General features: G+C 62.9%; 14 protein-coding genes. 5 read left to right on the forward strand and 9 right to left on the reverse strand.

Translation table 11 applies throughout. The annotated features are described in order from the left end of the window. Positions 1-16: 16 nt before the first annotated feature. Positions 17-931, reverse strand: coding sequence for a DMT family transporter (locus ATY76_RS11670; RefSeq protein ID WP_088674924.1), 915 nt, complete (start codon positions 929-931; stop codon positions 17-19). A gap of 277 nt (positions 932-1,208) precedes the next feature. On the opposite strand from ATY76_RS11670, the gene ATY76_RS11675 reads away from it, so the two are divergent. Next, positions 1,209-1,949: an AraC family transcriptional regulator gene (locus ATY76_RS11675; RefSeq protein WP_088674925.1), complete on the forward strand. Its 741-nt coding sequence runs from the start codon at positions 1,209-1,211 to the stop codon at positions 1,947-1,949. A 9-nt stretch (positions 1,950-1,958) separates the two neighbouring features. Here the strand turns inward: ATY76_RS11675 and ATY76_RS11680 are convergent, their stop codons facing one another. Beyond that, positions 1,959-3,980 carry a beta-N-acetylhexosaminidase gene (locus ATY76_RS11680; RefSeq protein ID WP_088674926.1) on the reverse strand — a complete coding sequence of 674 codons (2,022 nt, stop codon included), beginning with the start codon at positions 3,978-3,980 and terminating at the stop codon, positions 1,959-1,961. Between the two features lie 388 nt (positions 3,981-4,368). Here ATY76_RS11680 and ATY76_RS11685 point away from each other — a divergent pair, with 388 nt between their 5' ends. Beyond that, complete coding sequence (locus tag ATY76_RS11685) at positions 4,369-5,277, forward strand: flagellin (protein ID WP_088674927.1); 909 nt, start codon at positions 4,369-4,371, stop codon at positions 5,275-5,277. Positions 5,278-5,539: 262 nt separating this feature from the next. Then, positions 5,540-8,827, forward strand: a complete 3,288-nt coding sequence (locus tag ATY76_RS11690; RefSeq protein ID WP_088675037.1) for a cellobiose phosphorylase — start codon at positions 5,540-5,542, stop codon at positions 8,825-8,827. Here ATY76_RS11690 and ATY76_RS11695 read toward each other — a convergent pair. The 7 genes from ATY76_RS11695 to ATY76_RS11725 form a co-directional block, all read right to left on the reverse strand. Then, positions 8,824-9,570 carry a FadR/GntR family transcriptional regulator gene (locus ATY76_RS11695; protein WP_088674928.1) on the reverse strand — a complete coding sequence of 249 codons (747 nt, stop codon included), beginning with the start codon at positions 9,568-9,570 and terminating at the stop codon, positions 8,824-8,826. The genes ATY76_RS11690 and ATY76_RS11695 overlap by 4 nt on opposite strands. 130 nt (positions 9,571-9,700) lie before the next feature. Then, positions 9,701-10,465 carry a 2-dehydro-3-deoxy-D-gluconate 5-dehydrogenase KduD gene (gene kduD, locus ATY76_RS11700; protein ID WP_280950931.1) on the reverse strand — a complete coding sequence of 255 codons (765 nt, stop codon included), beginning with the start codon at positions 10,463-10,465 and terminating at the stop codon, positions 9,701-9,703. Continuing rightward, positions 10,462-11,298, reverse strand: coding sequence for a 5-dehydro-4-deoxy-D-glucuronate isomerase (gene kduI, locus ATY76_RS11705; protein WP_088674930.1), 837 nt, complete (start codon positions 11,296-11,298; stop codon positions 10,462-10,464). Before kduI ends, kduD begins: the two co-directional genes overlap by 4 nt. Positions 11,299-11,865: 567 nt before the next feature. Beyond that, positions 11,866-12,012 (reverse strand): DUF1127 domain-containing protein, encoded by a 147-nt coding sequence (locus ATY76_RS11710; protein WP_088392288.1) that lies wholly within the window; start codon positions 12,010-12,012, stop codon positions 11,866-11,868. 154 nt (positions 12,013-12,166) lie between these two features. After that, positions 12,167-13,147, reverse strand: a complete 981-nt coding sequence (locus ATY76_RS11715; protein WP_088674931.1) for a 3'-5' exonuclease — start codon at positions 13,145-13,147, stop codon at positions 12,167-12,169. A gap of 48 nt (positions 13,148-13,195) precedes the next feature. Beyond that, positions 13,196-14,530: an ATP-binding protein gene (locus ATY76_RS11720; protein WP_088674932.1), complete on the reverse strand. Its 1,335-nt coding sequence runs from the start codon at positions 14,528-14,530 to the stop codon at positions 13,196-13,198. Beyond that, the gene (locus ATY76_RS11725) at positions 14,527-15,201 is read right to left on the reverse strand and encodes a response regulator transcription factor (protein WP_088674933.1); all 675 of its coding nucleotides are present in this window, start codon (positions 15,199-15,201) and stop codon (positions 14,527-14,529) included. The genes ATY76_RS11720 and ATY76_RS11725 overlap by 4 nt, the downstream gene beginning before the upstream one ends. Before the next feature lie 333 nt (positions 15,202-15,534). On the opposite strand from ATY76_RS11725, the gene ATY76_RS11730 reads away from it, so the two are divergent. Together ATY76_RS11730 and ATY76_RS11735 are read left to right on the forward strand one after the other, a co-directional pair. Next, positions 15,535-16,800, forward strand: a complete 1,266-nt coding sequence (locus ATY76_RS11730) for an FAD-dependent oxidoreductase (RefSeq protein WP_088674934.1) — start codon at positions 15,535-15,537, stop codon at positions 16,798-16,800. Between the two features lie 228 nt (positions 16,801-17,028). Continuing rightward, on the forward strand, positions 17,029-18,060 hold the full coding sequence (locus ATY76_RS11735) for an aldo/keto reductase (protein WP_088674935.1): 1,032 nt from the start codon (positions 17,029-17,031) through the stop codon (positions 18,058-18,060). The last annotated feature ends 179 nt before the right edge of the window (positions 18,061-18,239 follow it).

Consider the following 18,239-nt stretch of genomic DNA (forward strand, 5'->3'; position numbering starts at 1 on the left):
AGCAGTCGGCTCTCCTTCAGCCGCGTGCCGGGAGGCTCGCATCCGGTTGCGGCGGGCGGCGTGCGAGAGGGCGCGCGAAGATAATCACGTTGCCGAGCAGCGTCAGCGCCAGGCCGATCAGGCCCAGGCCGCTCCAGTGGTAGCCCTCGAAGACCGTCGACAGCGACAGGGCGACGATCGGGAACAGCACCGTGGCATAAGCAGCGCGTGAGGAGCCGATGCGCGACACCAGCATGAGATAGGTGGTGAAGCCGATCACCGATCCGATGGCCGCGAGATAGAGCAGCGCGGCAAGATAGGTGATGCCTGATGGTGCCACGATCGGGGTTTGCGTCACGGCAATCAGGACGAGAAGGATGATCGTGCCATAAGCCATGCCCCAGGCATTGGCGGTCAGCGGTGAGATGCCGGCCGCGCTGTTGCGGCGCGATGCCATATTGCCGAGCGAGAAGAACAGCGTGCCGAGCGCTGCGAGCCCGATCCCTTTCAACGTGCCCATATCGAAATCGACGGCAACCTCCTCTCCGAACAGCAGGAGAAGGCCGGTTGCGCCGAGCGCCGCTGCGAAGAGCGTGCGGCCGGTAATGCGGTCGCCGAAGAAGAGGCGCGCATTGACGGCATTGTAGATCGTCGCGAGCGAGAAGATCACCGAGATCAGTCCGGAAGGAATCGAGGCGGCCGCGTTGTAGAAACAGATGAAATTGAGGCTGAACAGGCAGAGCGCCTGCGCCAGGATGAAAGGTTGATCGCGCAAGGCAGGGAGCTTGAGCCGCCGCATGACAGCCAGGACGGCGATGAGAATCACGGCTGCGAGCGCAAATCTGTAAAAGACCGAGATCAGGACCGGCACCGGCCCGACCTGCATTGCAATGGCGATCCAGGTCGTTCCCCATATGAGGACGGTCGCGATGAAAAGAACGGCATTTGCCATGGAGTAATCCTCGTTTTCTCCAAGAATAGGCGAAGCGCGAGCGGGTCTCTTGCAGATTCTTGCTATGAAATCGATGTGCCCGGACTTCCCTCTCGCCATCTCAGCGGTCGCCCCGTATTATTCTGAGCGCGTGGCCAGCTGTGAGATAGAACGAGTGAACGATAGCCGCCTCTCGGTTTTCAGGTTTTTGTCCGCCTCTCCCACTGCGCGGATGTCACAGTCGATCGATCTGGGTTTCGGGCGATCGGCTGCCATTTGGAGCAATGCGCATGACAGGATGAGCTATCAGCGGCCGAACGGTCATACGTTCAGTCTTTATCTGAGCGGCGGCGCCGGAACGCGTCGGCTGGATGGCGGCCCCGACGCGCGCGGTCGTCCTGGTGTGCTGTGCATCATGCCGCAGGGCCACTCGTCCGAATGGGAAATCACCGACTTCTTCGAATTCGTCCATCTGTATGTTCCCGACGATCAGATGCGCCGGATGTTTGCCGAGACGTTTGACCGCGATGCGCGGCTCATGGCTCTTCCGGAAGTAACCTTCGACGATGCCCCCGCCTTGGCGCTGAGGCTTCGGCAGATGACGGAAGCGATATTGGCGGGCGGGCATCTGCTGGCCGAAGAAGCGATGACGCAGGCGATCCACGATCTCTTCGTCGATCCGCGTTATGGAGGCATGCGTGCCTGCACGATCAGCGGCGGGCTCGCGCCGCATGTGCGCCGCCGAACCCTGGACTATATCGAGGCCCATCTTGGCGAGACGATCCGCCTGCAGGATCTGGGTGATATCGGCCAGCTCAGCGCCTTTCATTTCCAGCGGATGTTCCGGGCAAGCTTTGGCGTGTCGCCGCATGGCTGGGTGGCGCACCGTCGTGTCGAGCGCGCCAAAATGATGCTATCGGGCATGGAGCCAATCGCGCAGATCGCTTCGGCCTGCGGCTTCAGCAGTCAGAGCCACATGACGCGGGCCTTCAAGCTGGGCACTGGCGTCACGCCCTCTGCCTACCGGCAGCGACAGTAAAGGCCGCCTTCAAGACTCTCGCAGCCCGTAAAGCAGCGGCATCAATCCCGCCAAGGCTCTGAAGCGCTCCCAAGACTTGGCGGACGGCTTCGTCCAGCCCGTTTCGGCCAGCGCGGAAATACGCGGGAAGACGAGACGGTCGAACACGGCGCGATCGGTCATCGGTTCCGACCAGATGCAGGCCTGGATGCCGAGAAGTCTCTGTTTCTGCGCTGCCGTCCAGCCGCCGACCGGATCGAAATTGTAGAGCTTTTCCGCGTCTGACGTTCCTGCCCAGCTGGCGCCGGGCTCGTCCCAGTCGGGTCTCAGCGCCATGTCGAGATAATAGACCTGCCCGGGGCAGACGACCATCTGATAGCCGCGTTCGGCGAGTTCGGCCGAGACCTCGACATTGCGCCAGCTGCAGAGATAGCTCTTCGATTTGTCGATGACATCGCCGTGCGCCGCTTCTTCCCAGCCGCCGGTGATGCAGCCCTTGCTCGCCAGGAAGCGCTGTACCCGCTCCAGGAATTCCGCCTGCAGGATAGCCGCACCCGAGCCATGGATATCGTCGGCGCCGTGGGTATTGGTGACGACGTTCAGCCGTTTGGCATGCGCATCGGCAACCGCGTCGCCGGCGACGGCGCGCAGGCGCGCAAGCGCTTCCGGCGAGCCGGACCAGGCGCCGAGGGGAACTTCGTCGGCGCCGAGGTGGATCGTCTTGAACGGAAAGAGCTCGATAAGTTCGGTAAGGATCGTCTCGACGATCTCGTAAGTCTTCTCCCGCGCCGGGTTGATGCAATTGTCGGGAAAGCCCTGCACCGAGTAGTAGCTGCCAGTTTCATCCGGATCACGCAGCTCCGGTATGGCCTGCTGCATGGCGTAGCAATGGCCGGGCATGTCGATCTCCGGCACGATTTCCACGCCAAGACCCTTTGCATAGGCGACGATATCGCGGATGACTGATTTGGTGTAGTAGCCGCCCGTCCGGGCCGGGCTGGAGCCGAGAAGCGGCGGCACAGCAAGGCCGTGGCCGCGCCAGGCGCCGACCTCGGTCAGAGCGGGATAGGCATCGATTTCCACGCGCCAGGCTTCGTCGTCGGACAGGTGCCAGTGGAAACGGTTGAGCTTGTTCCAGGCCAGAACCGCAATCAGCTTCTTGACCTCGGCCGCGCCATAGAACTGGCGGGCGACATCGAGATGCAGGCCGCGCCAGCCCATCGACGGCTCGTCGACGATCTCGCCGGATGCCGGAAACTGGAAAACGCCGGGATGCAGCCTCGCACCGCGCCAGATCTGGCCGAGTGTCACGAGGCCATAGAGAAAACCGGTCCGGCTGCTTGCCTCGACGGCGATCGTTTCGCCGTCGAAGCTCAGCCGATAAGCCTCCGCTCCCATGCCGGCGGCATCCCTGAGGGCAACCGGAACCGCGCCTTCCGCTTCACTGCGCACGATGCCTTCCACCGCGAAGAGATGGTCCACCAGCGCTGCGAAGCTCCGGGCGGCCGCCTCCCCTTCGGCGCTCTGCGCCTGCGGTGCAAAACCGGCGGGCAGCGGGCGGTGCGAGCTGACCGCCACGCGGTTCGGCCAGGGAATGATCGACACCTGGACGGGCGCATTGGCGGGAACCGGATAGATCTCGGCGCCGCGCTTCAGCGGCGCATTGCTGACGGAGGACCGCGTCGGCTCGATGGACAGCACGACGGTGCTGCCGTCGGAGAGCGCGAGATAGCCGCTCGTCGCGCCGTCCGTCCAGTGGCGGAACTGCCAGCTCAGCGCATAGACCGATATCGTCCATGTCTCGCCGGCGCCGAGAATGAAATTGGCCGGCGGTTTGAATTCGGTGAAATTCGACAGCCGCTGCGAGACGGTGGCGCCTTCGACGCGCCCGGCCGGATCGACGCGGCCCGGGCCGCTCACGCAGAGAGAAAAATCCGAAAGCGGCTCGGTGCCGAGATTCCTGAGGCGCAGGACATAGGAAAATTCCTTGCCGTCAGCAGGCGGGTTCCAGAGGGTTTCGAGCCGCAAGGCTTTCGGGCGCGGTATGGACATGGTCACTGGTTCCTCATGAAAATCAGGCTTGAACATTCCGCGGAGTGCGGGAGCTGAATTTGATGTCAATCAAATTGATTTAATATTGATAGTCAGTTTCCCGCCGGGGCGTCAACCGCCGATCGCGAATTTGCGACGGCCTGCTTCCATAACTTTCACCTTGAGGCGGCAGCCGGATCAGCCCCGACACCGAGCGTTCGATTTTCGTACAAAATTACGCCGCATCGCCGTTACGTTAACGATTAAGGTACCTTTAAGTACCATAATTTTCTCCACGATGGCGAATTGACCTGCCCGAACGCGGGTCGATAAGCATGAGGCTGCTCGCCACGGCCCGGATGTGTCCCGGGATGCAACACATCCAACTTCCGAAACAGGCGAATTTCCAATGACGAGCATCAATACGAACAATTCCGCGATGGCCGCGCTTCAGACGCTGCGCAGCATCAATTCCAACCTCGAGTCGACGCAGAACAGTGTTTCTACCGGTTATCGCGTCGATACCGCATCCGACAACGCTGCCTACTGGTCGATCGCAACCACGATGCGGTCCGACAACAAGGCCCTTTCTGCTGTGTCCGACGCCCTTGGCCTCGGCGCGGCAAAGGTCGATACGGCTTACACGGCAATGGAAAGTGCGATCGACGTCGTCGACGAGATCAAGGCCAAGCTGGTTGCCGCAACGGAAGACGGTGTCGACAAATCCAAGGTCCAGGAAGAAATCAGCCAGTTGCAGGAACAGCTGATGAGCATCGCCCAGTCGGCGTCGTTCTCCGGCGAGAACTGGGTCGCCGGCGAGAGCAGCACGAAGAGCGTGGTATCGTCCTTCGTTCGCGACGGCTCCGGCGCCGTTTCTGTTAAGATGACGGACTACGCTCTGGATACCGGCTCCATGGGCAACGTCCTGTTTGGCATGAGCGGCGGGTCGATCGAAACCTCCTCGGGTATCCTCGGTACCTCCTCGGGCGCGACCGGCTCGGTCTATTCGATGGACATCACCGACTTCACGCTCGGCCAGATCCAGTCGGCGCTGACGACAGTCGAATCGGCGCTGTCCGCGATGACCTCTGCCGGCGCGCAGCTGGGTTCGATCTCGACGCGTATCGAACTGCAGGAAGATTTCGTCAGCGCGCTGTCGGATTCGATCGATTCGGGCGTGGGCCGACTGGTCGATGCCGACATGGAGGAAGAATCGAGCAGGCTGTCTGCCCTGCAAACCCAGCAGCAGCTTGCGATCCAGTCTCTGTCGATCGCGAATTCGTCGTCCCAGAACATCCTGTCGCTCTTCCGCGGCTAATCGTACTGGTCGAGGCAAAGGGAGCCGGGCGCATAGCACGCCCGGACCACATTCGCTGATCGAGCACCGAGTCTGGCCCTCCCGGCCAGGCTCGGTCGCATTGTCGGCGAAAATGCCGCTGCCGGCATTTTTCTCCGCAAGCCAATACGGCTGCCCGGGCCTTCCAAGACCGGTTGCCCCTCTTCCGATTGTCGGTAAGATTTCTCTCAATCTTTTTGCGTCATCCTTCGATTCCCCTCTGATGCCAATCGATGAGATCCCGATGTCCCCCGACTTTACGCGCAGTTTGCAGATGCCCCGACGCGAAGAGCTTGGCCTCTCCACGATCGGCAACGGTTCCGACCTGTCGATATCGGCGCTGCCGAACGGCACGCTGTTTGCCATCGAATATGCCGACGACAAGGGATCGGTGCAGATCAATCAGATCCAGGGATCGCCGCTCATCGGCGGCATCGGCCGCCTGTATCTGCGCATCGGCGGTCCTTCGCCCGATGTCGTCGAGATCGTCGGCCCTCGCGCCGCCGGCAGCTTCGGGTCCGATGCGACGAGTTTTTCCTGGAGCGGCAAAACAGGCGACATCGGCTACAAGGTTCGCCTCGAGCTTCACCCCTCAGAAACCGCCTGGTTCTGGCGCGTCTCCCTTCGCCATCTGAAGCGTGGAAACGTTCCGGTGGATCTGGTGCTGGTCCAGGACCTCGGTCTCGGCGATCGCGGCTTCCTGATGAACAGCGAAGCCTATGCCTCGCAATATGTCGACCACCATATCGCCGAGCACGAGACATTCGGCCCCGTCCTGATGAACCGGCAAAACCTCAAGCAGTCGGGCGCGCGCAATCCCTGGATCGTGCAGGGCTGCCTTGAGGGCGCGGCCGCCTATGCCACGGATGCGATCCAGCTGGTGCAGGCGAAAGAGCGCCTCGGCGACCTGCTGGTCGGCCCCTTCGGCACCAGCCTGCCGAGCGAACGGCGGCAGCAGGAGACGGCATGTCCGGTCATCCAATCGAAATCCTTCCCGGTGCCGGCGAGCGGCGCGAGCGCGACTTTCTTCGCCCTGTTTGCTGCCGATCATCCCGAAGCATCGAGCGATGCCGATCTTTCGCTCCTCGGTGGGTTCGCGGCGACGGAAGGTGCTGCAGCTGATATTGCAGAAGCCGAGCCGGTCCGTAGCCTACTGCAGGATGCCGTTCTGCTCACGGCCGAGCCGCTCGATAAAAAGGCGATTGCGAGGCTCTATCCGGAACGGAGCCTGGAGGAATGCGCCGGCGGAAAGCTTCTTTCGTTTTTCGTGCCGGATGGCGTGCTGAACCGCCACGTTGTCCTCAGCGAAAAGGAGCGCCTGGTGGCGCGCCGCCACGGCGCGATCGTCCGCAGCGGCCAGAACATGTTGCTCGACGATTCCACGCTTGCCGCCACGTGCTGGATGCAGGGCATCTTCGCCGCGCAGCTGACGATCGGCAACACCTCCTTCCACAAGCTCTTTTCTGTGTCCCGCGACCCCTACAATCTGACGCGCGCCAGCGGGCTGCGCGTCATGGCCGATCTCGGCGCCGGCTGGCAGCTTCTGGCGGTGCCCTCGGCTTTCGAAATGGGGCTCAGCGATTGCCGCTGGATCTATCGTTGCGCTGGCCGTACCATCACCGTCGCGGCAGCCGCCTCCGGCGAGGATGCGGCCATGCAGTGGACGATTTCAGTGGAGGGCAAACCCTGCCGCTTCCTGGTGTTCGGCCATGTCGTTCTTGGCGAACGCGAATATGACGCGGGCGGCCGGATCGAGTTCGATCCATCCGGCAAACGCATCCGCTTCCTGCCGGATCCGGCCTGGCTCTGGGGTGATCGATACCCCGATGCCAGCTATTGGCTGGTGAGTTCGACGCCCGATGCCATCGAGGAAATCGGCGGCGACGAATTGCTCCATACCGACGGTGTCGCCCGCAATGGCGCCTTCATCGCGTTGCGCTCCCGGCCGACGCAGGCGCTGTCCTTCGCCGTCGTCGGTTCGATGACCGATGCTGAGGAGGCCGAGCGCCTGGCGCAGCGATATGCGGCTGGCATCGCCGATCAAGCCATGCTTGCGCCGGCATCGGCATTCTGGCGGAAGGCCGTGCGTGGCCTGACGATCGACGGCACATCGCCCGACCTCGCCGCGCAGGCGACCATGCTGCCCTGGCTCGCCCATGACGCCATCGTGCATCTGAGCGTGCCGCATGGGCTCGAACAATATACCGGTGCGGCCTGGGGCACGCGCGATGCCTGCCAGGGCCCGATCGAATTCCTGCTCGCCTATGAGCATGACCGCGAAGCCAAGGAGGTGGTGAAGACCGTCTTCAGCGAGCAGTACCTGGAAAAGGGTGACTGGCCGCAATGGTTCATGTTGGAGCCCTATTCCAACATCCGGGCGGGCGACTGTCACGGCGATATCGTCGTCTGGCCGCTGAAGGCGCTCTGCGACTATATCGAAGCGACCGGCGATCTCGCCATCCTCGATGAGGAGGTCACCTGGCGCGACGAAAAGACCATGCAGAAAGCGGCGCATACCGACACCATCGCGATCCATGTCGATAAGCTGCTCGATACCGTCCGCGAAGCTTTCATCCCGGGGACGCATCTGATCCGCTATGGCGAAGGAGACTGGAACGATTCCCTGCAGCCCGCCGATCCGCATCTGCGCGACTGGATGGTCAGCAGCTGGACCGTTGCCCTGCTCTATGAGCAGGTCGTCCGCTATTCCGCCATCCTGCGCCGTCGCGGGTCCGGCGAAAAGGCCAAGGCGCTCAGGAAGATCGCAACGGCGATGCGCCGGGACTTCAATCGCCATCTCATCCGTGACGGCGTGGTTGCCGGCTATGGCATCTTCGATCCCGAACATGACGGCGTCGAATTGCTGCTGCACCCGAGCGACCGGCGCACCGGCCTCTCCTTCTCGCTGATCTCGATGACGCAGGCGATGCTCGGCGGCCTCTTCACGCCGGTTCAGAGGCACGATCATATGAAGCTGATCGAGAAGCATCTGCTTTATCCCGATGGCGTGCGGCTGATGGAGAAACCTGCAACCTATGCCGGCGGGCCCGAGACGCTGTTTCGGCGAGCGGAATCCTCTTCCTTCTTCGGCCGCGAGATCGGGCTGATGTATGTGCATGCGCATCTGCGCTATTGCGAAACGCTCGCCCTGGAAGCCGAGGCGGACGAACTCTGGAAGGCAATCGCCGTCGTCAATCCGATCGCCGTCACATCGGCGCTGCCGCATGCTTCACTGCGCCAGCGCAACACCTATTTCAGCAGCAGCGACGCGGCCTTCCATGACCGCTATCAGGCGGCGGCCGAATGGGCGCGGGTCAAGGCGGGCAAAATCGCCGTCGACGGCGGCTGGCGCATCTATTCGAGCGGTCCGGGCCTCTACACACGGAGCTTCGTCGAAAATATCCTCGGCTTCAAACGGCGCTTCGGCCGGCGCAGGCGCAAGCCGCTTCTGCCCGCCGCTCATGCCTCCGTCGAACTGCAAACGGATCACGCCGCCTGGCGGCGGCTGATGAAGCCTCAGCGCAAAGATTAAGATGAACTACTCGCGTCGCGCAGCTCTTCGAAGCGCGCGGTGCTTTTCGACAGGTGGGTCCGGATGGCGCGGCGCGCGGCGGATTCGTTGCCGTCGCGGATCGCCGCGAATATGGCGTGATGTTCCCTGCGCATGCGCGTCGCATGGCGCTTGCGCTCGGCTGATGTCATCTTGTCCAGGCGCGCCCACTGCCGCGGCACCATGATGTTGCCGAAGGTATCGAAGAGACGGCCGTAATAGGAGTTCTGCGTCGCGACCAGAATGGAGCGGTGGAAGGCGTAGTCCTCCTGCGCGCCATATCCGCCTTCTTCCAGCGCCTTGTCGAGGGCGTCGAGGCGATCCTGCATGCGGTCGATATCTTCCTGCGTGCGCCGCAAGGCGGCGAGGCCGGCGGCTTCATATTCCACCCCCATGCGCAGCTCCAGCACGCGCAGGACCTCGTCGATCGACTGGAGGTCGTTGGGAATGATCGAGAAGGACCGCGGCTTGGGATCGTCGGAGACGAAAGCTCCGAGGCCCTGATGCGTGGTGATCAGCCCCTTGGCGCGCAGCGTGGCGAGCGCCTCGCGCACGATCGTCCGGCTGACGCCGGTCGCCGCCATGATCGCCTGTTCGGTCGGCAGGCGCTGGCCGGGCTTCAGATCGCCGGACTCGATCTGCGCCGTCATCATATCCGCAAGGCCGCTGCGCAGGTTCGGCGGCTGGCGAATAGTGTCGAAGACCGTCTTGTCCCTGTCCGTCATCCCGTGTCGAAGTCCTGCGTGTCGATGCGGCTGTGCCGGCCGCGCCTCTGTTGCTAACGCATGCGGGCGGGAAAGGCAAAACGATGCGAGCACGGCGGAACCGCCGTGCCTCGTCAGTTGCCGAGGCGTGTCACCGTGCGAGCCAGCCGCCGTCGACGGGCAGCACCGTCCCGTGCACGTAATCGGATGCCGGCGACGCCAGGAAGACGGCGGCACCGCCGAGTTCGGCGGGCGTTCCCCAGCGCCCGGCCGGAATGCGGGCGAGGATCGCGGCATTGCGGTCAGGATCTTCGCGCAGCGCCGTGGTGTTGTTGGTGACGAAATAGCCGGGCGCGATGGCATTGACGTTGACGCCCTTGGCCGCCCATTCGCAGGCGAGCAGCTTGGTCAATCCGGCAAGGCCGCTTTTCGATGCTGTATAGGACGGGATGCGGATGCCGCCCTGGAAGGAGAGCAGCGAGGCGATGTTGATGATCTTGCCCCTGCCCTTCTCGACCATGTGCCGGCCGGCCGCCTGCGACAGGAAGAAGGCCGTCTTCAAATTGACGTCGATCACCGCGTCCCAGTCTTCTTCGGTGAAGTCGAGCGCATCGGCGCGGCGAATGATGCCGGCATTGTTGACGAGAATGTCGAGGCCGCCGAAGGTGCGGATCGTCTCGTCGACGATCCCCTTGACCGGTTCGATGGTGGAGAGGTCGGCCTTGACCACGTGGAAGCGGCTGCCCGCTTCCTTCACCAATGCTTCGGTTTCGTCCATCGAGGAACGCCCGACGGCGACGATGGAGGCGCCCGCTTCGGCGAGCGCGGCCGCGATGGCCTGGCCGATACCGGTGTTGGCGCCGGTGACGACGGCAGTCCTGCCGGAAAGGTCGAAGGGGCTTGCCACAGCGCTCACCTCAGATCCGCAACGGCGATGTGGTCCATGTCGGTGAAGCTCTTGTTGTCGCCGGCCATCGCCCAGATGAAGCTGTAATTGCGGGTGCCGGCGCCGGAGTGGATCGACCAGGGCGGCGAAATGACCGCCTGCTCGCTGGCCACCACCATATGGCGGGTCTGCTGCGGCTCGCCCATGAAATGGAAGACGCGCTGGTCGGCTTCGAGATCGAAATAGAGATAGGCTTCCATGCGCCGGTCGTGCGTGTGCGCGGGCATGGTATTCCAGACACTGCCGGTCTCGAGCATCGTCAGGCCCATGGTCAGCTGGCAGGACTGGCAGATTTCGGGATGGACATACTGGTAGATCGACCGCTTGTTGGAGGTCGCCGGGTCGCCGGGGCTGAGATGCCTCGCCTTGTCGCGCGTGAGCAGCACGGTCGGATGCGTGGCATGGGCCGGCGTCGAGACGAGGTAGAATTTTGCCGGATCGGCGGCATCGACGCTTTCGAAGCGGATGTCGCGCGCACCCTTGCCGACATAGAGGCAATCATACTTGGCGAGATCGTAGCTCGCGCCGTCGACGACGATGCGGCCGGCGCCGCCGATGTTCAGGGCGCCGAGTTCACGTTCGGCAAGGAAGGTTTCCTGCCCGATCGCCGTCGGCGCCGTCAGCGTCAGCCCAGGAGCGAGCGGCGTGGCGCCGCCGATGACCATGCGGTCGTAATGGGAATAGGTGAGCCGGATCTCGCCGCCTTCGAAGATGGTTTCCACCAGAAAGTGACGCCGCAGCGTCTCCGTGTCGAAATTGCGCACGGCCTCGGGGTGGGAGGCGTGCCTCACGTCGATCTGCATGTCCATTTTCCTTCAGCTTCGTTGTCGTCTGGCATTGTCGGTATCGCGGAAGCCGGGTTTCGCCCGTCGTCTTCTGCTGCCGTGGTATCCGGCTAGTTACATAGTTGTACGACAAGTTTGGTGTCAACAGGTTTGTCCGGGCGCTCGCCTGATGAGATGCCTGGCTGGAAAAGCACGGAAGAAAATTTGAGACCGAACAGGGGGCGAGAAGGAGGCGGTCAAAACGAAAAAGCCTGCCGCGGGAGGAGGTGCGGCAGGCTTTCGAGAAAAACCGAACGACAGCTGGGAGGAGGAGTGCCGTCGTTCCCGCAAGCGACCCTGGGAGGAGGATGGGGCGCCTGCATTCTCGAAGGGATGCGGGAGGAGGTGCATCGCTTCGATAGAAATAATCATACTTATTTCCTGCTCAGTTGATAGGCATTTCTTTGCAGGGCAGCTATGCGCTATGCGAAGGGCGGGAGGCTTGATCGCGGCAGAGTGCCGTCGGGCGGCGGCACAAAAGCAAAGCGCCCGCTCGGGAGGAAGCAGGCGCTGGCAAGTTTCGAAGATGCTTGGTCTAAGCGGCCGTTAGCGGGCGATGGCTGCACGGGCGATGTTGCGGATGTCGCCGCGGCCGATGCCGAGGTCGTCCAGTTCGCGCGTGGACATACGGCCCAGTTCAGCGACCGTCTGACGGTACTTGCGCCAATTGTTGAAAGAGCGTGCTACGTTCATGATGATCCCCTTTCCGTGGGCTTTCGAAGCTTAGCTGCCAGTCCTTGGCGCTTCGTTCGCTTCGATGAGCTTCATATAGTACGAGACCCTCGATTGTTGCAGCGCCAATGCATCACTGCACCTATGCAGGGAATGCATGGATTACTGCAAGGGCTCAGAGTTTGAAGCGGTCGAAAGCCGTCAGGCGCAGGATCGGCGGATCCGCCTCGGCCCAGCGGTAGATTTCAGAGCGCAGGTAGGAAAGCTCTTCGGGGAGATCCTCTTCGCCGATCTCGATCCACCAGGATTTCAGACGGCCGTCGCTGCCGTCCGACCAGCGGTAGCCTCGCGCCTTCAGATGGTCCTTCATCTCGAAGGGGCTATGTTCCGCAAAGATGCGGATGCGGGAACGCTGGCTGGCGCGGTAAAGCTCCGCGAAGGCCCTCTCGCCGTCGCCCTGCGCCCGGTCGAGGATTTCGAGCAGCGCGTGGCAGTCGTCCACGGCGCGATGGCCCTCGTGGAAGTAACCGGCCTGGCCGACGAGATAGCCAAGCTTGGTGCCCTCGAAACCGCGAGCGCTCCAATCGATCTCCGTAACCGAGCAAGCCCAGGCCTTGCCGGCGAAGATGTTCGAGAAGGTCTCGCAGAACGGCCGGTCGAAGCCGGCATTATGGGCAATGATCAGATCCGCCGGCTCGATCAGTTCGCTGAGCGCGCGGATGTCGATTACCTGCCCTTCGACCATGGCATCGGTGATCCCGGTCAGCCGGGTGATCTCGGCCGGGATCGGCCGGGACGGCTGCTGCAGGCCGCCATAGACGCCGACGACATCGCCGACTAAGCCGTCTTCGTCGAACGTGAAGGCGACCGCACCGATTTCGATGATCTCGTCGCTGCGGTGGCTGAGACCTGTCGTTTCCGTATCGAGGATGACGCCGAGCCGTGAAAATCCTGGCCGCCTGATTGCCGCAATCGGCCGCGGCGAGAGCTTCCTGAGGATGCGGTAGTTGCCGCTCTCCTCCAGTACCCGCGCCATGTCTTCATCGGAACGGACGGCAGCCTGCGGTGGCTGCCGGCGCGACGGACGGTGCGCCTTGGCCGTCACGGGCGATGCCTTGGCAAACATGTCGAGTTGCGAATCTCTGTGCACGCTCATTGAATTTATATGTCACGGCGACGCGGCTTAATCCATCGGGCGCGCGGCTTATCCAGAGGGGAAGCTCAGGCGGCAGACCGCACCGGGATTGCGGTTGGCAATCGTCACCTCGCCGCGATGCAGGCACATGATGTCCCGAACGAGATTGAGGCCGAGGCCGGCTCCGCGCCCGTCGTGGTGGCGCTTGAAGAATGGCTCGAAGATGCGTTCCTGCAAATCGGCGGGAATGCCAGGCCCCTCGTCGCTGACCTCGACCCAGTTGGAGCCGGCGGTCAGGGAGATGATGCCTTTCCGGCCGCCATGATTGATGGCGTTCTGCAGGATATTCATCAGGGCGCGCTGCAGCGCCAGCGGGTCGCCATCGATCTCCCCGGCATGATCGACATCGAACTGCACCGTATATCCGGCGGCAAAAGCGAGCGGCGCCATTTCGATGATGACCTTTCGCGCCAGCTGGCCGAGATCGACCTTGATAAATGGGGACTTGCCCTGTTTCAGCCTTTGAAGATCGAGCATCTGTTCGGTGAGTATGGCGAGCCTGGCGGCATCTTCCAGGAGATCGGTCTTGATGGGGCCGTGCGGCAGCGATCCGATTCTGGTGTTGAGAATGGCTATTGGGGTGCGAAGCTCGTGGGCGGCATCGGTCAGGAACCGTTCCTGCCGCTCATAACCCTCGTCGAGACGGCCAAGCGCGCGGTTGACGGCGCGCACCAGCGGCGCGATCTCGTCGGGAACATCGTCTGCGGAGAGCCGGCCGCCGCGCTGGTCGATATCGATCGTATCGGCCTGAAGGGCTGCCTTGTCGACCCCGACAAGCGACCTGCGCACGACGATAGGCGTGGCGATCAGCGCGCCCAGCGCCATTACGGCGACGATGGGGATGACGACTTTAAGGATCCACGAAAGACCGCGTAGAAAAAACGTGCTGGCGGTGGGGCCGTCAGTGCCTGTCAGGAACTGCAGCTGACCCCAATCGGTGGGGATCCACTTCATAAGGGCAGCGGGACGGTCGTGATCGCCGAGACCCTTGGCGAATTTCGCTTGGCCGATATGGTCGAGTGTGTTGCTGATGCGTGCGTATTCCGGAGGGATCAGGCCTTCCGTCAAGGTGTGTCCCTGAGTGTCGCGGATGGTGAACCAAAGATCCGGCGCGTCTTTGCGGAGCTGCCGCAAATCTTCGGTCTCCCTGACGCTCAGTTCTCCCGAGGGCTGACGGAAGACGGCCTGGCGCAGGATCTCGATCGTGCCGTCCGGCGACCTGAAATCGAATATCTGCCAGACGAAAAACAGTACGATCATCACGAGCATGAGCACGACCGACTGCAAGGCGAGAAGCCGCCAGAACAGACGCTTACGCAGTGAATAGCCGCATCGCTTTCTCATGATGCCTCGCGCAGGAGATAGCCGACGCCCCTGATGACGTTGATGACCACGCCCGCCTGCGAGGCTGCCAGCTTGCGCCGCAGGCGCGATATGTGGGAATCGAGCGCGTTGGACTGGATTTCGTCGTCGAAGCCGAAGACCGCCTCCATCAGAGTTGGCCGCGGCACCATGCGGCCGGCCCGACGCATCAGGCATTCGAGCACCAGCGCCTCCCGGCGCGGCATGTCCAGAGGCTGGCCGGAGACGCTGACATCGCAATAGGTCGGGTCGAATGAAAGCCGGCCGATCGAGATCAGTGACGGGCGCAAGGTTTCGGAGCGGCGCATGACGGCACGCAGCCGTGCCAGAAGCTCATCGAAGACGAAGGGCTTGGCGAGGTAATCGTCGGCCCCGGTCTCAAGCCCGGTGATCTTGTCGGGAACCTCTCCTTTGGCGGTGATGACGATGATCGGCAGCGTCAATCCCCTTCTGCGGATCTTCGGAATGAGCTCAAGCCCGTCGCCGTCAGGCAATTGCCGATCCAGGAGAACGGCGTCATAGGCGCCGTCACCGATCACCATTTCGGCGTCACAGAGGGTCGAGACATGGTCCATCACCATGTCGTGCCTGGTCAGCGCGCCGCGAAGCGCCACGGCCATCTGAGGTTCGTCCTCGATCAGTAATATGCGCATCTCAAATTCCTATCGCGGCAGCCTTTCAAGGAGGGAGACCATATCATGCGCGGCGTCACACGATCAGGGCCATGGATCGACAGCCGCGGCCTGCAAAGACGTGCGAAATCAGAAGAGAAGATGTCGGGGTCGATCGAAACGTGGCTGGAGCCTTCACATGGACGAACTGATTCCTCCTATGAAACGGCTCAACATTGCAGCAGTCTGTCAAAGCCCCGCCTGGATCATGCTTCTTCGATTCTGGTGAACTGATGTACTCGTTGCAGAAGGGGAACAGGAACAGGTGCTTCATGCTCAGGCAACCGAACAGACATTGCGACCAGAGGAGAATTCATGCCGGGTGAGACCAGCAAGGGCGCTAACGAAGATGTCGTCATTGTCGGCGCCGGGGCCGCTGGCATTGCCGCTGCCCGCCGCCTTCAGTCAATCCGTCCCGATCTTTCCATTCTCCTTCTCGAAGCGGGAGATCGTCTCGGCGGCAGGGCGTGGACCGTTGGGCTGCCGGGCGTTGCCGATGTGGGGCTCGACCTCGGCTGCGGCTGGCTGCATGGCGCGCGTACCAATGCCTGGACTGAAGTGGCCGGCGAAGTCGGGCTGACGGTCGACCGCACGCCCGCTCCCTGGAATGGCGGTCGACGGCTTGAGCGGGACGATGCGGAGGTTCGTGCCTCGCAAGAGGCGGTCAGCGCCTATTTCGAACGGTTGGAGAACCACGAAGGCGATGATACCGACATGGCCCGAGCGCTGGAACCCGGAAATCCCCGGAACGGCCAGATCCGGGCGATCGGCACCTATATTACCGGCGCCGAACTGGAGCGGTCTTCGGTTGTCGACTATACCAGATATGACCCCGGCGCCGGACCGGATTGGCGGGTGCGCGAGGGCTATGGAACCGCAATCTCCCGCTATGGCGAGCCGGTGCCGGCAAGGCTCGGCGTGGAAGTCAGGCGCATCGACCATCGCCATGCCGGCCGCGTCGGCATCGAGACGAACAAGGGGACACTCAACACCCGAACGGTGCTCGTCACCGTTTCGACGAATGTGCTTGCCGCCGAAAAGATTGCCTTTGACCCTCCTCTGCCCGAGAAGATCGAGGCGGCGGCGCGTTTGCCGCTCGGGCTTGCCGACAAGCTGTTTCTCAGGCTCGCCAATCCGGAGGCGCTGCCGGCGGATACGCATATGCTCGGCTCGACCAGTCGCGGCGCGACCGGCACCTATCAGCTCCGGGCATTCGGCGCCCCTGTCGTGGAAGCCTATTTTGCCGGCGACCTCGCGCATGATCTGGAGCGGGCGGGCAGAGATGCCGCTTTCGCCTTCGCCGCTGATGAACTGGCGGCGCATTTCGGCGCGAATATTCGCAAGGAATTATCGGTGGCGGCGATCTCGGCCTGGGCCGCAGCACCTTATATCGGCGGCTCCTATTCCTACGCGGAGCCCGGCGCCTCCGATCTGCGCGGAGTTCTCGCGGCGCCGCATGAGGGGCGGATCTTCTTTGCCGGCGAAGCCTGTTCGCGCTCGCGCTATTCGACGGCGCACGGCGCTTACGAAACCGGGATCGCTGCCGCCGATCTGATCGGCGGCTCGTTTCCGCGACCCTAATCCTCTCCCGCCACAACGGCAGGGAAATATTTTTCCCACTTGTGGCCCGGGCGGGATTGGCTATGCTGCCCTTGCCCCTCGCGCTACCCAAGCCCAGGGCGTCGTACCTCATCATCCCGGCGGCAAGCGGCCGCCTCAAGCACGACACTGTCATTGATTGCAGGAGCCCCGGCTTCTAACCCCGACGCTTTTGCGCGCCGGCTGCGGGCATCCGCATGAGGAGGAAAAATGGATTATCGCAAGCTCGGTCCCAGCGGGGCCGTCGTTACCGCCTATTGCCTCGGCACCATGACCTTCGGGGCGGAGGCCGACGAGACCGCCTCGCACAAGCTGCTCGACGATTACTTCGCCTGGGGCGGCAATTTCATCGATACAGCCGATGTCTACAGCGCCGGCAAGTCGGAAGAGATCATCGGACGCTGGCTGAAGGCGCGCCCGACCGAAGCCCGCCAGGCGATCGTCGCCACCAAGGGACGTTTTCCGATGGGCAACGGCCCCAATGATATCGGCCTGTCGCGCCGGCATCTCGGCCAAGCGCTCGATGATTCCCTGCGCCGCCTCGGCCTCGAGCAGATCGACCTCTATCAGATGCATGCCTGGGACGCGCTGACGCCGATCGAAGAGACGCTGCGTTTCCTCGACGATGCGATTTCCTCAGGCAAGATCGGCTATTACGGCTTTTCCAACTACGTCGGCTGGCACATCGCCAAGGCGTCGGAGATCGCCAAGGCGCGGGGCTATACGCGTCCGGTGACGCTGCAGCCGCAATACAGCCTGCTGGCGCGCGACATCGAGCTCGAAATCGTCGCAGCCTGCCAGGATGCCGGCATGGGCCTCTTGCCATGGTCGCCGCTCGGCGGCGGCTGGCTGACAGGCAAGTACAAGCGCGACGAGATGCCGACCGGTGCCACCCGGCTCGGCGAGAATCCCAATCGCGGCAGCGAATCCTATGCGCCGCGCAATGCGCAGGAGCGCACCTGGGCGATCATCGGCGCGGTCGAAGAGATCGCCAAGGCCCACGGCGTCAGCATGGCGCAGGTGGCGCTCGCCTGGACGGCGGCCCAGCCGGCCGTCACCTCGGTCATTCTCGGCGCCCGCACGCCTGAGCAGCTCGCCGACAATCTCGGCGCCATGAAGGTCGAGCTTTCCAACGAGGAGATGGCCCGGCTGAACGAGGTCAGTGCGCCGCAGCCTCTCGACTATCCCTATGGCAAGGGCGGCATCGCCCAGCGCCATCGCAAGATCGAGGGCGGCCGCTGAGCCTTCCGGCCGGACAGGTCGACGCAAAAAGCCGCCATGGTTTCCCTGGCGGCTCAGACTGCTGACAAGGTCGGCCGAGCCCTCATTTCGTCATGCTCGGGCTTGTCCCGAGCATCTGCCCCCGGTCGATAGGGCAGCAGATCCTCGGCACAAGGCCGAGGATGACGTCAGGGGAGAGC

This window comes from Rhizobium sp. R339 (assembly GCF_002211395.1).
Lineage (GTDB): Bacteria > Pseudomonadota > Alphaproteobacteria > Rhizobiales > Rhizobiaceae > Rhizobium.

What these genes read in the sequence shown, in the direction of transcription:
- ATY76_RS11695 (WP_088674928.1), bottom strand. Translation starts at nt 9,570, where the DNA reads ATGACGGACAGGGACAAGACGGTCTTCGACACTATTCGCCAGCCGCCG.
- ATY76_RS11730 (WP_088674934.1), top strand. Translation starts at nt 15,535, where the DNA reads ATGCCGGGTGAGACCAGCAAGGGCGCTAACGAAGATGTCGTCATTGTC.
- ATY76_RS11680 (WP_088674926.1), bottom strand. Translation starts at nt 3,980, where the DNA reads ATGTCCATACCGCGCCCGAAAGCCTTGCGGCTCGAAACCCTCTGGAAC.
- ATY76_RS11735 (WP_088674935.1), top strand. Translation starts at nt 17,029, where the DNA reads ATGGATTATCGCAAGCTCGGTCCCAGCGGGGCCGTCGTTACCGCCTAT.
- ATY76_RS11720 (WP_088674932.1), bottom strand. Translation starts at nt 14,530, where the DNA reads ATGAGAAAGCGATGCGGCTATTCACTGCGTAAGCGTCTGTTCTGGCGG.
- ATY76_RS11675 (WP_088674925.1), top strand. Translation starts at nt 1,209, where the DNA reads ATGAGCTATCAGCGGCCGAACGGTCATACGTTCAGTCTTTATCTGAGC.
- ATY76_RS11725 (WP_088674933.1), bottom strand. Translation starts at nt 15,201, where the DNA reads ATGCGCATATTACTGATCGAGGACGAACCTCAGATGGCCGTGGCGCTT.
- kduI (WP_088674930.1), bottom strand. Translation starts at nt 11,298, where the DNA reads ATGCAGATCGACGTGAGGCACGCCTCCCACCCCGAGGCCGTGCGCAAT.
- ATY76_RS11710 (WP_088392288.1), bottom strand. Translation starts at nt 12,012, where the DNA reads ATGAACGTAGCACGCTCTTTCAACAATTGGCGCAAGTACCGTCAGACG.
- ATY76_RS11685 (WP_088674927.1), top strand. Translation starts at nt 4,369, where the DNA reads ATGACGAGCATCAATACGAACAATTCCGCGATGGCCGCGCTTCAGACG.
- ATY76_RS11715 (WP_088674931.1), bottom strand. Translation starts at nt 13,147, where the DNA reads ATGAGCGTGCACAGAGATTCGCAACTCGACATGTTTGCCAAGGCATCG.
- ATY76_RS11690 (WP_088675037.1), top strand. Translation starts at nt 5,540, where the DNA reads ATGTCCCCCGACTTTACGCGCAGTTTGCAGATGCCCCGACGCGAAGAG.
- ATY76_RS11670 (WP_088674924.1), bottom strand. Translation starts at nt 931, where the DNA reads ATGGCAAATGCCGTTCTTTTCATCGCGACCGTCCTCATATGGGGAACG.